This is a genomic window from Sutcliffiella sp. NC1 (genome assembly GCF_027594365.1).
GTDB classification, from domain to species: domain Bacteria; phylum Bacillota; class Bacilli; order Bacillales; family Bacillaceae_I; genus Sutcliffiella; species Sutcliffiella cohnii.
Map to the genome: position 1 here is coordinate 3,961,993 of NZ_CP115153.1, position 13,578 is coordinate 3,975,570.

Sequence of the window (13,578 nt, forward strand, 5' to 3'; positions counted from 1 at the left end):
CCGTTTGTTTATTATTTCCTTCAAAAAAGTGTTGTATTTTTATGCACATTCGTGTATTTTATAAATATTCATTAAAAGTTATATTTATAAAAAGGGGATACCACTATGGAAATCGGTTCAGCCAAGACAGAAACAACGGAAATAACACAATCTAAATACTCATCAAAACAGTTAATAAAATTCCTCATTCCTTCCTTAATTGGTGTTTTATTATTTTTAATACCGATAAAAATTAACGGAAAAGTAACGATTGGCCTTGGGGTTATGGCAGATTGGTTACAAGGTGCAATTGGGGCACATATACCAACGTTTATGACTGTTGTTTTATGTGTATCCGCTATTGGTAGTTTACTAGTTAAGATTGCTCCTGCTTCGGTAAAGAAAAATAGTTTTATAAATACTTTATTTAACATAAGTCCTTTTTGGTTAATACTTAGAATAATCGGTGCATTATTCGCAGTTTTTACATTATTAGGATTTGGTCCTTCTGCCATTAACTCCGCATATACAGGTGGAGTAGTTTTATACGATCTTATTCCTGTGTTAATGGTGTGGTTTTTATTTGCAAGTTTATTTATGCCACTACTGCTTGAGTTCGGCTTAATGGACTTTATTGGTACAATAGTTAGAAAAGTAATGCAACCACTATTTAAATTACCTGGTCGCTCTTCTATCGATGCAATGGCATCTTGGATGGGAAGCGGAACGGTAGGTGTTCTATTAACAACACAGCAATATGAGTCTGGTTATTATACAAAAAGAGAAGCATCAGTTGTAGCAACAAACTTTTCGATTGCCTCCATCGCGTTTAGTCTCGTTATAGCGAAGTTTTTAAATATTGACCATATGTTTGTACAGTTTTACTTTACAGTTATCGTAACGGGAATAGTTGCTGCTGTTATTTGTCCAAGAATTCCTCCTTTGTCACGTAAGAAAGATACGTATTATGAGCCAGTAGGGCAAAAAATTCATGAGTCTGTTCCAAGCGAAATGTCTACGTTCCAATGGGGAGTAAAACAAGCAGTTGAAAAAGCAGATCAAGTGAAAAGTGCGAGACAAGTAGTACAAAAAGCTGTCTTTAATGTAGTTGATATTTGGATTGGACTAATTCCTTTAGTAATGGCAATCGGAACGGTGGCACTAATTATTGCAGAGTTCACCCCAATTTTTAATTACTTATCTTATCCATTCGTGCCTTTATTAAATTTATTGCAAATCCCTGAAGCAAGTGCGGCTGCTCCAGCGATGATTGTAGGGTTTGCGGATATGTTTTTACCGGCAGTAATCGGTAGTGGCATTGAATCTGAATTAACGAGATTTGTTATTGCAGTTATGTCTTTAACGCAATTAATTTATATGTCCGAGATTGGTGTATTACTTATTAAATCTAAAATACCTTTATCTCTTTTAGAGTTGTTTATTATTTTCTTACAACGTACTATTATTACATTACCAGTTGCAGCTTTAATGGCACATTTACTATTTTTCTAACATCTAGGAGGTTAAACACATGAATCAAGATTGGGGTCATTTAGTACACAACATGTCGAAGCGGTTAGCACCGAGCATGGCAAAAGATCATCCTAATTTACCGGTAATAAAAGAAGAAGGGTGCTATTACTATGGATTAGATGGTAAAACATATTTAGACTTCACTTCAGGAATTGCAACGACTAATGTAGGTCATCGCCACCCAAAAGTGGTAGAAGCAATTAAAAAAGGTGCTGACGAATTAGCGCACGGGCCTTCTGGAGTCATTATCTATGAATCTATATTAACGTTAGCAGACCGTCTAGCTGAAAAATTACCTGGGGAACTAGATTGCTTCTTTTTCGCCAATAGCGGTACAGAGGCCATTGAAGGTGCTATAAAACTAGCAAAACATGTGACGAAACGCCCCTATATTGTTTCCTTTATCGGTTGTTTTCACGGGCGTTCGATGGGAGCTTTAAGTGTCACAACTTCGAAAAGTAAATATCGAAAATTCCAACAGCCTCACGGGTCTTATCAAGTACCGTACGCTAACACTGCAGAGGCACCTAATGGAATCGACCCTGAAACTTATGTAGTGGAACAATTAGAAAAAGATTTTAAACGTTTGTTTAATCATCAAGTTACACCTGAAGAGGTTGCTGCTGTTATTGTAGAACCTGTTTTAGGGGAAGGTGGTTATATAATCCCTCCTAAAGCTTGGCTAAAAAAAGTTCGCGAAATTTGTGATCAACACAATATATTACTTATTTTTGATGAAGTACAAACTGGTTTCGGGAGAACTGGGGAAATGTTCGCCGCTCAAACATTTGACGTAACGCCTGATATTATGGCAATTGCAAAAGGAATTGCCAATGGTTTACCGTTGAGTGCAACCGTAGCATCTCATGAACTTATGCAGCAATGGCCTTTAGGAAGTCATGGAACGACATTTGGGGGAAATCCTATCGCTTGCCATGCAGCTCTAGCTGTTTTAGACGTGATAGAGGAAGAAAACATTTTACAAAATACAAAAGAAGTTGGAGCATACGCTGTTGAGCAACTTCAAAAATTAAAAGCAAAACATTCCGTAATTGGGGAAATACGTGCGGTCGGATTAATGATTGGAATTGAAATTGTTCATCCTACTTCAGGTGAACCAAATGGTGAAGCTTTATTTGAAATACTTGATTTTGCCCTAGAAAAAGGTGTTCTATTTTACTTCTGTGGAAATAACAGTGAAGTTATTCGAATGATTCCACCATTGACTGTTACAAAAGAGCAAATTGATGATGGATTAAAAATGTTAGATGAGGCTATTTCTATATATGAAGAAAAAACTCTTTAATAGGAAAAAGGATGAACTAGAAACAGATTGTTCCTAGTTCATCCTTTTTTTACCTATCATGATTAACTCTTAGCGGATTTGTCCGTTACCAGTCATTTGATATTTTACCGTAGTTAAGGCTGGTAATCCCATTGGTCCTCTTGCATGTAATTTCTGTGTAGAAATCCCTATCTCTGCTCCGAATCCTAACGCTCCGCCATCTGTAAATCTAGTGGAGGCATTATGATAGATTGCAGCTGCATCGACTAATTTCATAAAAGTTGCAGCTGTTTCTTTGTTTTCAGTAATAATAGCTTCTGAATGCTTCGTACCATACTGATCTATATGAACAATTGCTTCATCCACGTTTTTCACCGTTTTTATTGCAATACTTAAACTTAAGTATTCATTTTTCCAGTCGTCTTCCCCAGCTAATTTAGCATTCGGAATGACTGATACGACTTGCTCATCACCAAAAACAGAAATATCATGTTCAGATAAGGTAGCAATTAGTGCTTCTTTATGGAGCTTTAACCAGTCTTCCTGAACAATTAACGTTTCTGCTGCATTACAGACTGCGGGGCGGTCTGTCTTCGCGTTAACTAAGATGGATAATGCTTTTTCTACATCCGCATCACGATCGATATATAGATGGCAGTTACCAACACCTGTTTCCAGTACTGGAACAGTAGCATTCTCAACGACTGCGTTGATTAGAGATGCTCCTCCACGAGGAATTAGTACATCAATATGCTCTTTCATCGTAAACAATTGCTGTGTTGTCTCTCTATCAGTACTAGCAATAAATTGTACTACCTCTCTACTAACGACCGTTTCGTCTAACGCTTCGTGCATTACTTCCACAATTGCTTTATTAGAATTAATAGCAGAAGAGCCACCTTTTAATACAATAGCATTACTAGATTTTAATGCTAAACCAGTTGCATCTACTGTAACGTTAGGGCGTGCTTCGTAAATCATTCCAATTACACCTAATGGTACCCTTACTTTCTCCACTAAAAGACCATTTTCTAACTTCCAGCTTGATAAAATGTCTCCCGTAGGATCATCCAGCTCTGCAACTTCTCTTAAGCCATTAGCAAAGTCAGTAATACGTTCCTTAGATAGTGCTAATCGATCTAAATATGCTTCGTTGTAGCCTTTTTCACGTCCGTTTGATAAGTCTAAATCGTTTGCTTTCAAAATTGTTTCTGCCCTATTTTCAAGATGATCGGCTAATTTATATAGGACTTCGTTTTTCTGTTCTGTCGTTAATAAGCTCAGTGCCCTTGCAGCTTTCTTTGCTTTTATTGCTTGACTTTCCACACTTACCGTTGTTACTGTCATCCAATCCCTCCATTATTTTTATACACTAACAGGTATGCTTTTTTCAATATGACAAACTAAATCTTCGTTATAAACTACTTCTTTTGGGTATTCTTCCATTGTAAGTTCTTCTTTTTTCCATTGTACTAACTCCGTTGATGAATAATTGACTACACCAAGTCCAACTGGCTTTTGTTCATAATCTAAAATTTTTATGACGGAACCGACCTTAAATGTCCCGATAACTCTGTCAATTTTAGACGGTAATAGGCTTTTCTTTCCTAGCTGTGATAAATCAGCGTCTTTTTTTAAAATTACCTCTCCTTCTGGCCCGGAGTTAAACAAAATCCATTGTCTTTTTTGATCTAAGTTCAGCTTCGTCTTCGAGTCAAAATAAGTACCTTTCGCCTTTCGTTTTACCGCATCAACTAAAATATTGGGGACACCCGCTTTTCCAAGAAATGTTGGTACTCCAGAAGCCATCGCAATTTTAACCGCGTCAATTTTAGACTTCATGCCACCCGTACCAACACTGCTACCAGAATCTCCGGCAGCTTTCTCAATACTCGGGGTAATTTCCTCCACTTTTTCTAGTAATTTTGCATCTTTGTTCTCTCGTGGATCTGAGTCATATAAACCATCAATATCAGAGAGTATAATTAACATGTCTGCACAAATAAGCCCTGCTACTTTTGCTGATAATGTATCATTGTCACCAAACTTTAATCGGTTTACTGTTACCGTATCGTTTTCATTTACAATCGGAACAATTCCGCGTTCTAACAAAACATTTGCTGTGTTTCGTGCATTGTTATATCTAATTTCATCTGAAAAATCGCTTCGAGTAATTAATATTTGTGAAGCTACGTACCCATGAGACAAAAATAGTTCTGAGTATGCTTCCATTAACAAGCCTTGGCCAATTGAAGCAGCAGCTTGTTTTTCAGGCAGCGTTGTTGGGCGCTCCAAACACCCAAGTTTACGATATCCTGCAGCTACTGCTCCCGATGAGACGAGAAGTACTTCATATCCGTTATCCTTTAATTCTGCTACTTCATCTACTAACCTTTCTAATTTCCTTCTACTAATCTCACCATGCAAACTTGTTAATGAACTACTACCTATTTTTATCACGATTCTCTTTCTATTTTTATCGGCCGTGGCCATCTAATCACTCCTGTTTTTCATCATCCGTTTTTTAATTTATTACTAAGTTATTATTTTCATCTAACATTTGCATACTTATTTCTTCCGAACGTTTAGCTGCCCCTTTAATCGCTTCTGATATAGCTTTTCCTCCACCATATGAACGAAGTGCCTCTATACCTGCTGCTGTTGTACCATTTGGTGAAGTTACTTTTTTTCGAAGCGAAGCTGGTTCTTCATCGTTTTGTAGCATCATTTTCGCTGCGCCTAATATCGTTTGGGCAACTGCGTCTCGACAAACAGCATGATCTAACCCGGCCTCTTTAGCGGTTCTTTCCATATGCTCCATCAAGTAATAAAAATAAGCAGGACCACTACCGGCTACACCTGTAAAAACATCCATATGCTCTTCTGCGATAATGTATACTTTACCAATCGTACATAATAGTTTTTGGGAGATTTTAGTTTGTTCTTCTGTAACATAGGTACCAAGGGAAAGGGCAGTTGCTGATTCGCCTATCATACTAGAAGTATTAGGCATTACACGGATAACAGGTTGGTTGCTTCTTAATTTTTCTTCAATGTAAGTTGTGGAGATCCCTGCAATGACTGATAACACTAGTTGATGAGGTTGTAATTGTTGTTGGAGGCTTTCTAATGCGACATCTATATCTTTAGGCTTCATTGCTAAGACGATAATATCTAATTCGTTAATTGCAAGCTGGTCTTTCGTTAATCCTTTTATTCCATAACAAGTCTCTAATTCACTTAATCTTTTTACATTACTACGGTTACTCGCAATTATTTGATGGCTAGGCACTAAGTCTGAGGAAACTATTCCTGAGATCATCGCCTCTGCCATGGAACCTGCACCAATAAAACCAATTGTTTTATTTTTTAACATCCTATCGCTCCATTTCATACAATTCTTGTTAATGAGTTTTATAGTAACATGATTAAAAACAGAATCAAGGGGATTTAAGGAAGTCGGCAGTATTATGCTCAGATAGTTAGTGAAAGCGTTAACATACAAAGTTTATACGTTTGTGAGGACGTTTAACGAGAGTATATCGTGAATATTCGCTTATTTTAAGGGTTGGATAAATTTGGAGAGGCTTGTCCGTATTACATAACAGTAAAAAAACGGAAATAGGTTATGTGTAAAATATCTAATTCAAACGATTGCCTAAAAAGAGTGAATAGTTCAGAAGTATTACTAAACTATCACTCTTTTTTAGGCTATAGTATAGTGTTGTTGTTTTTGAGTAACTTTTTACTAAATAGATCCTTTTATTAATAAGTTGGTCTATTAGTGATGGTGCTAGCTGTTGAATTTGATGCAAAAATATTTACTCTTCCAAAATTAGCGGTTTGAATTGTATATACATTGCTCATCGGGTTCCCTAATATTTCATAAGATAACCCACCAAATTTTTGTGGATTTAAAAACCCTATTTCATTCCCTCGAACTGCTGCTCGGTTAAGTGGATAAACACGCCATGCATTTATTGATGGCTTTAAATTAAGGTATCTCCTTCCTGCATTCGTTCTTTTAGTTACATATTTACCTCCTACATTTGAAACCCACTGTCCATTTCCAATATTTAACCATCCATTACTTTCTTCATAAACGTCGACAACATCTCCATTATTTAGAGCACGGACTATTGGGAAATTAATCGACGGACCTTTTCTTACATTTAGTCCTGGCGACGTCACAGTGCCACTCCATTTCACTGTTGCTCTTGTAGGTGGAGTTGTTGGTGCACTTGTTGTAGGAGGTCTAAAGGTCAACTTTTGTCCTACTCGTAAGTTTCTAGGGTTTTCAATATTGTTCCACCTCATCAAGTCTTCCACCGTAAAGCGATCGTCGTTATTTGCAAGACTCCATAGTGTATCTCCCTGTTGAACAGTGTACGCATCCGGTAAATCAGCTTCAATTACTGGTGAATGAGGGGACGTACTTAATGCCTTTCTATAATCGAACACACAACAAACCTTCCAAGCATATCCAGGCATTTCATGGTGTGATTTATCATTTCGCCCAATATTATCTTGGATGAGGGCACGGTGCAAATCTACCATTGAAGCAATCGTTGCTGCATCGAGGTCATCATAACGATAATCACCAGCTACACATATTCCTAACGATGAATCATTACTCGTACCAACATGATAAGACCGATCGGTAATATTGTTTGCATATACTATTCTAGCGCGTCTTCCATTCGGAGTATCAACAATATTCATCGGCTCAATAACAAACGTATAGCCAATTCTTTCCCATCCTAATGAGTGAACGTGGTAATTTGCAAACCCTCTCGCATTCGAACCTCCTAAATGTTTCCTAGTTAAACTATGGTGCCATACTCGTACAAGATTTCGTAACGCTGTATTTCTTTTTGCTAAGTTTCCACGGTTTGGTAACTCTGACCTTTTGTCTGAAAGCTGGGGCAATGATAAAAATTTATAACTCATCATTTTTACCTCCTATAATGCTCCATCCCTATCTCCTAAAATCATCATATGATACATATCCCTATTTCGTTTTACATTATTAAAATAATAATACTTTGGTAAAAAGTAGCATCATTATTACATTTTTATTATGAATTACTACTAAAATGAATATTGGAAAAATAATTCTTTCAATTTTGTTCATATTTTTGTATGATGAAAACGTTGTCATACGGTATGATGGTTTATTAAAAGGGGGAGACATTATGAAAAGAATAGGTCTTTTACCAAGAATAATAATTGCTATTCTTCTTGGAATTTTAATTGGAGCATTTATGCCAAACTGGTTTATCAGAATATTTACTACTTTCAATGAAGTATTTGGTAACTTTTTAGGCTTTGCAATTCCGCTCATTATTATTGCATTCATCGCACCCGGTATTGGTGAAATTGGGAAAGGTGCTGGTAAATTTTTAGGATTAACAGCCGGACTTGCCTATTTATCTACTATTGTTGCTGGAATTTTAGCTTATATTGCTGCTTCTTCACTCTTTCCAGTACTACTAGGAAATACTGTTAAATCTGGTGCATATGATAATCCTGGAGAAACTACCCTAGCACCATTTTTTGAATTGGAAATCCCAGCCGTTATGGGAGTTATGTCTGCACTAGTATTAGCTTTCACCCTAGGTTTAGGTATGGCTGCTATAAAAGGAAATTCACTTAAAAATATTATGATTGATTTTAGAAGTATTATAGAACTAGTTATATCGAAAGTAATAATCCCATTATTACCACTACACATTTTGGGGATATTTGCGAACATGACTCAAGGTGGACAAGTGCAAACGATTATGACTGTTTTCGGTAAAGTTTTTGTTTTAATTATTGCGTTACATTTAACAATGCTTGTTATTCAATATACAGTAAGTGGGGCCATTTCTAGGAAAAATCCTTTTGCTATGTTAAAAGGAATGCTTCCGGCTTATTTTACGGCTCTCGGTACTCAATCCTCGGCTTCAACCATTCCCGTTACTCTAGAGAGAGCAAAAAGAATTGGTGTACGAGAAAAAGTAGCTGACTTTTCAGTACCATTATTAGCAACTATCCACCTTTCTGGTAGTACTATTACGTTAGTTTCTTGTGCGATGGCTGTTATGTACATGAATAGTTTAGAACTTTCTTTCGGCCTCATACTTCAATTTATTTTAATGCTTGGTGTTACAATGATTGCAGCACCAGGTGTACCAGGTGGCGCCGTAATGGCAGCTTTAGGCCTTTTAGATACTATGTTAGGTTTCGATGGAACAATGTTAGCATTAATGATGGCTTTATATTTAGCACAAGATAGCTTTGGAACGGCATGTAACGTTACAGGTGACGGAGCTATTGCAAACGCAGTAGATAAATTAACTGCAAATAAATAGGATTAGAAGAAAAGCTGCACTACTTAAAGTGTAGCTTTTCTTTTGTTTTCTGTAATTGTGTACTATTATGGAGGAATACATAAACAATGAGGTGATAGGTTTTGATACGTTTTGCTGTAATAGGAACAAACTGGATTACAGATAGCTTTATAGAAGCTGCAAGCCTACATAAAGATTTTCAATTAGTCGCCGTTTACTCTCGGGACAAGGAGCGAGCAAATCAGTTCGCTAGTAAGTATAATGTTGATACTACTTTTACAGACTTACATGAGCTTGGTAAAAGTACGCTCGTAGATGCCGTTTATATAGCAAGCCCTAATTCCTTCCATGCTGAGCAAGCTTGTCTTCTAATGGGATACGGTAAACACATTCTTTGCGAGAAGCCATTAGCTTCCAATGTAAGAGAAGTCAGCATGATGGTAGAAATGGCAAAAAAACAAAATGTTTTATTAATGGAAGCTTTAAAAACGACATTACTTCCAAATTTCAAAGTAATTCGTGACAACTTGCATAAAATTGGGAAGATCAGACGATATGTCGCATCGTATTGCCAATATTCTTCACGATACGATGCTTTTAAAGAAGGAAACATACTTAATGCATTTGATCCAACTTTTTCAAATGGATCCATAATGGACATTGGTATTTACTGTATATATCCTTGTATCGTTTTATTTGGCGAACCAGAAAATATACTAGCTAGTGGTTATAAGCTTTCTACTGGAGTAGATGGAGAAGGAACATTATTGTTAACATATAAGGAGATGGAAGGAGTAGCAATGCATTCCAAAATTTCAAACTCCTATTTCCCATCCGAAATTCAAGGAGAAAAAGGGAGCATCATTATTGATAAAATCCATACTCCAGAACATGTTCAAATTCGATATCGTGATGGTTCGATCGAAGACATTACGGTTCCACAACGACAACAATCTATGTACTATGAAGTAGAAGAGTTCCTTCACCTTCTAAAAACAGGGAGAAAAGAATCAACAATTAATTCGTATGAACATTCCTTATTAACAGCTAAAGTTATAGAAAGAGCAAGAAAGCAAATTGGTATTGTATATAAAGCTGATAAGCAATAAGTATGTATAGGGATGGACTGAGGTTATCACAGCCATCCCTTTTTATTACATATCTTTCATATACGCATAAAATTGTTTATACACTACTGCTCCTATACCTAAATATTCTACATAAGGGTCCATTTTCTTTTCCCATTTCGTATATAAGAAATACACGATTGTTACCTCCCACTAGTTATATAGTTTATACTTCCTCTCCTATTAATGTTGATCTTTCAGGAAGCCAGTTTTGCAAATAATTTGGTAATGCTCCTTTTTTAGCAGTCATTGTCGTATGACCACCGTCCACTAATTGGAATTGCTTATCATTGCTAGAAACGAGGTTCATAATAGGTTCAGATAAACTTGGTGGAACTAACTCATCATTTTTCGCTGCAACTACTAATAAATTCATATCTATGTTCTTTAACAGCACATTTTTTCCTTTTATCTTTATTTCTCCATTAACTAACTTGTTATCTCGAACATAATCATTAACAAACTGTTTTAACGCTTGACCTACAAAAGGGATATGTCCTTTTGTCCAATCATTAAACCGTTTCCAGCGTTCCACGTATTCTTTATTATTTGAGTTTTGTAGTAGAGCTAAATATTGGGTGTAATAGACAGGTACTGTAATCGAACGAATACCTGCTTCAATTAGAGGTGCAGGTAAAACACCGTACGCATCAAATAAATGATCAAAACTGATATTCTCGTCCCTAAGAGCTGTAAGCCATCTATTAAATGAAGGTAGCTCACTAAAATCAATTGGTGTAACAACTAATATCAAATTTTTTATTGACTCTGTGGCGATAGCCGCATACAACGTGGCAAATACCCCTCCAAGACAATAGCCGATAATTGTTATTTCATCTGCTTTAGCATGTCGTAAAGTACGTTGAACTCCTTTTTGTATATAATCTACAATATAATGATCAATTGTAATGTGACTATCTTCGTATCCTGGTATGCCGAAGTCTAACAAGTATACGTCATAACCGTTTTGAACAAATGATTCAATCATACTTGCTCCAGGATATAAATCTAAAATGAATGGTTGATTAACTAGAGAATAAATGAGGAAAAGTGGTTCTTTATACGTTTTTTGGGCTGAAGGATAATACCAAAGAGTTGCTTTATTTTTTTTCCATATTGCCTTACGAGCTGTAGGACCTCCAATTGATGGCGATTTTCTCCAATTAGAAGGTATTGAATCTCTCATTAGATTGAATCCCCTTCTTCTGTTCGCCTTACTTTTTGTTCCTTCCCAAGAGTACGGGATAAAATAAGTCTTTTACTTGTATCCTTTATTTCCACTGTTTCCTTTGGCTTTTTTTCCATAATGAAATTCATCGTCGGTAACTCACTTGCATTTTTTTTCATTTCTTCAATATAGTCTTTCAAATCTAGTAATTGCTCTTCTAAACGATCAATTTTTTCTTCTACTTGAATAACTAATCTTGCTGTGTTAGCAATATCATTTTTCGTTGGTAAATTAAAATGAATGGACAATAGCTCCATATATTGCTGTAGTTGATTTAATACTGTTCCATATATTTCACTACTTATCGCTGTTTGTTGAACAAGATCCTCACGGTTTAATAGCTTTTGAATACTGTCGTTTATTTTTTTTTCAATTTGTATCGCTTTTTTTCGAATCTCTTTATTTTTATCTAGGTTTGACATTTCCTGCACTCCTTTATTTTTAAAGAAATATACTCCTACATACTTCCATTAAACTAAAGCTGTAATACCGCCATCTATTACGATTACTTGACCGATGCAATAATCTGAAGCTTTTGAAGCAAGAAAAAGTGTTGCACCTTTTAGATCGTCACTATTTCCAAATCGACCAGCTGGTATATGTTTCACTACTTGCGCATTAACATCTTTTAACACTTTTTCTGTTATTTTTGTTGGAAAAAACCCTGGAGCAATGGCATTAACTTGGATATTAAATCTTGCTAGTTTAACTGCTAAATCTTTTGTAAAAGTGAGAATCGCCCCTTTACTAGTATTGTAGGCAATAGTATCTAGTAATTCTGGAAACGTTCCTCCCATTCCCGTAACGGATGCTATATTAATGATTTTTCCTTTACGCTGCTTCATCATTACTTTTGCAACCGCTTGACTGAAGAGGAAGGTACCTTTTACATTAACATCCATGACTTTGTCCCATTTTTCTTCGGGAAAATCAATGAATGGAGAAATCCAAGAGGTACCGCTATTATTAATTAAAATGTCTATTTGTCCGAACTTTTCCATTGTTGCTTGAATGACGGCTTCAATTTCTTCACCTTTAGTCACATCACAAGAAATGGCTAACGTTTGTACTCCTGCTTCTTCTTCCAATTGTTTACACGTTTGTTTGCAAATTTCTTCATTTCTTGAGCAAATGACAATATTCGCACCTGCTCTCGCAAGTACATTAGCCATTTGTGCACCAAGCCCTTTTCCTCCACCTGTTATAATAGCTGTTTTACCCTTTAACTGAAAAAGGTCATTTGGATGCATTTAGTTAAACCTCCTATCATAGCAAACAGTAAAGGTTTTCCCCCTACTAATTTTTGATTAAACAAATCGATGAAGTACCTCCTATACTCTAATCGTTACTTCTTTTTCAATAGAGTATTTCGGATGCTTTCACCCGTTTAAATCCAATTTTCTTTCATTAACCGTTCTCTACATTATAGTTACCATTCCATCAACCCGTGAGAAAATTGATATAACCGCCCCCGCATATTTTAATAGGGTTAGTAGAAAAGCGGAGGCGGCTCGTTTAGGTCCAATCAAACTGGAGCTTTTCCGCAGGAGATATAGGAAACACGACGAACGAGAGTGAGTCGATGTTGACTTATCGTACGGAGGAAAAGTGAAGTTTGAGCCGGACCTAGCCGCCGGAGCTAGACAAAGAAAAGCGGAGATGGCTCGTTTAGGTCCAATCAAACTGGAGCTTTTCCGCAGGAGATATAGGAAACACGACGAACGAGAGTGAGTCGATGTTGACTTATCGTACGGAGGAAAAGTGAAGTTTGAGCAGGACCTAGCCACCGGAGCTAGACAATGAAAAGCGGAGGCGTAACGGCAAACTGACTCCAAAAAAAGAAAAGTCCACCATTGGACTTTTCTTGACAACCTTTATATAAAATTTACTCTTCTTCGACTAACTCAGACACGTCAACAGTTGTTCGTTCTTCTCCTGGACCTCTTAAATGCACTGTTGCTGTTTTACCATCTTCACTTAATCCATCAATCCATACAGAAGTGCCATGATACTTTACATCAATCTCTGCAGGGGATGATAAAATTTGGCGAACACGTCTCGTATCCATTGCTCTTACCTCCTACAATCATC

General features: G+C 36.5%; 12 protein-coding genes. 4 read left to right on the plus strand and 8 right to left on the minus strand.

The annotated features are described in order from the left end of the window. The first annotated feature begins 105 nt into the window (after positions 1-105). Together O1A01_RS20670 and O1A01_RS20675 are read left to right on the plus strand one after the other, a co-directional pair. A complete protein-coding gene (locus O1A01_RS20670; protein ID WP_270064862.1) occupies positions 106-1,491 on the plus strand; it encodes a YjiH family protein in 1,386 nt (461 codons plus the stop codon). A 19-nt stretch (positions 1,492-1,510) separates the two neighbouring features. Continuing rightward, positions 1,511-2,818: an aspartate aminotransferase family protein gene (locus O1A01_RS20675; RefSeq protein ID WP_270064863.1), complete on the plus strand. Its 1,308-nt coding sequence runs from the start codon at positions 1,511-1,513 to the stop codon at positions 2,816-2,818. Between the two features lie 69 nt (positions 2,819-2,887). Here O1A01_RS20675 and O1A01_RS20680 read toward each other — a convergent pair whose 3' ends face one another. The 4 genes from O1A01_RS20680 to O1A01_RS20695 all read right to left on the minus strand — a co-directional run bounded on the left by O1A01_RS20680 (position 2,888) and on the right by O1A01_RS20695 (position 7,750). Next, positions 2,888-4,144, minus strand: coding sequence for a glutamate-5-semialdehyde dehydrogenase (locus O1A01_RS20680; protein WP_270064864.1), 1,257 nt, complete (start codon positions 4,142-4,144; stop codon positions 2,888-2,890). Positions 4,145-4,162: 18 nt separating this feature from the next. After that, the gene (proB, locus tag O1A01_RS20685) at positions 4,163-5,290 is read right to left on the minus strand and encodes a glutamate 5-kinase (protein ID WP_066412273.1); all 1,128 of its coding nucleotides are present in this window, start codon (positions 5,288-5,290) and stop codon (positions 4,163-4,165) included. Positions 5,291-5,321: 31 nt separating this feature from the next. Then, positions 5,322-6,131 (minus strand): pyrroline-5-carboxylate reductase, encoded by an 810-nt coding sequence (gene proC / locus O1A01_RS20690; protein ID WP_270066443.1) that lies wholly within the window; start codon positions 6,129-6,131, stop codon positions 5,322-5,324. Between the two features lie 431 nt (positions 6,132-6,562). Further along, positions 6,563-7,750 (minus strand): LysM peptidoglycan-binding domain-containing protein, encoded by a 1,188-nt coding sequence (locus O1A01_RS20695; protein WP_270064865.1) that lies wholly within the window; start codon positions 7,748-7,750, stop codon positions 6,563-6,565. Positions 7,751-7,992: 242 nt separating this feature from the next. Between O1A01_RS20695 and O1A01_RS20700 the strand changes: the two genes are divergently transcribed. Beyond that, on the plus strand, positions 7,993-9,153 hold the full coding sequence (locus O1A01_RS20700) for a dicarboxylate/amino acid:cation symporter (protein ID WP_270064866.1): 1,161 nt from the start codon (positions 7,993-7,995) through the stop codon (positions 9,151-9,153). A 101-nt stretch (positions 9,154-9,254) separates the two neighbouring features. Then, a complete protein-coding gene (locus O1A01_RS20705) occupies positions 9,255-10,241 on the plus strand; it encodes a Gfo/Idh/MocA family protein (protein WP_270064867.1) in 987 nt (328 codons plus the stop codon). Between the two features lie 184 nt (positions 10,242-10,425). Here the strand turns inward: O1A01_RS20705 and O1A01_RS20710 are convergent, their stop codons facing one another. From O1A01_RS20710 to O1A01_RS20725, 4 genes are all read right to left on the minus strand, one after another. After that, a complete protein-coding gene (locus O1A01_RS20710) occupies positions 10,426-11,445 on the minus strand; it encodes an alpha/beta fold hydrolase (RefSeq protein ID WP_270064868.1) in 1,020 nt (339 codons plus the stop codon). Further along, entirely contained in the window at positions 11,445-11,909 is a 465-nt protein-coding gene (locus O1A01_RS20715) for a hypothetical protein (RefSeq protein ID WP_066412253.1), read from the minus strand. The genes O1A01_RS20710 and O1A01_RS20715 overlap by 1 nt, the downstream gene beginning before the upstream one ends. A gap of 48 nt (positions 11,910-11,957) precedes the next feature. Continuing rightward, entirely contained in the window at positions 11,958-12,737 is a 780-nt protein-coding gene (locus tag O1A01_RS20720; RefSeq protein WP_066412252.1) for an SDR family oxidoreductase, read from the minus strand. A 635-nt stretch (positions 12,738-13,372) separates the two neighbouring features. Then, positions 13,373-13,555: an H-type small acid-soluble spore protein gene (locus tag O1A01_RS20725; protein WP_066420826.1), complete on the minus strand. Its 183-nt coding sequence runs from the start codon at positions 13,553-13,555 to the stop codon at positions 13,373-13,375. Positions 13,556-13,578 lie beyond the last annotated feature (23 nt).

What these genes read in the sequence shown, in the direction of transcription:
- O1A01_RS20675 (WP_270064863.1), top strand. Translation starts at nt 1,511, where the DNA reads ATGAATCAAGATTGGGGTCATTTAGTACACAACATGTCGAAGCGGTTA.
- O1A01_RS20695 (WP_270064865.1), bottom strand. Translation starts at nt 7,750, where the DNA reads ATGATGAGTTATAAATTTTTATCATTGCCCCAGCTTTCAGACAAAAGG.
- O1A01_RS20680 (WP_270064864.1), bottom strand. Translation starts at nt 4,144, where the DNA reads ATGACAGTAACAACGGTAAGTGTGGAAAGTCAAGCAATAAAAGCAAAG.
- O1A01_RS20715 (WP_066412253.1), bottom strand. Translation starts at nt 11,909, where the DNA reads ATGTCAAACCTAGATAAAAATAAAGAGATTCGAAAAAAAGCGATACAA.
- proB (WP_066412273.1), bottom strand. Translation starts at nt 5,290, where the DNA reads ATGGCCACGGCCGATAAAAATAGAAAGAGAATCGTGATAAAAATAGGT.
- proC (WP_270066443.1), bottom strand. Translation starts at nt 6,131, where the DNA reads ATGGCAGAGGCGATGATCTCAGGAATAGTTTCCTCAGACTTAGTGCCT.
- O1A01_RS20720 (WP_066412252.1), bottom strand. Translation starts at nt 12,737, where the DNA reads ATGCATCCAAATGACCTTTTTCAGTTAAAGGGTAAAACAGCTATTATA.
- O1A01_RS20700 (WP_270064866.1), top strand. Translation starts at nt 7,993, where the DNA reads ATGAAAAGAATAGGTCTTTTACCAAGAATAATAATTGCTATTCTTCTT.
- O1A01_RS20710 (WP_270064868.1), bottom strand. Translation starts at nt 11,445, where the DNA reads ATGAGAGATTCAATACCTTCTAATTGGAGAAAATCGCCATCAATTGGA.
- O1A01_RS20670 (WP_270064862.1), top strand. Translation starts at nt 106, where the DNA reads ATGGAAATCGGTTCAGCCAAGACAGAAACAACGGAAATAACACAATCT.
- O1A01_RS20725 (WP_066420826.1), bottom strand. Translation starts at nt 13,555, where the DNA reads ATGGATACGAGACGTGTTCGCCAAATTTTATCATCCCCTGCAGAGATT.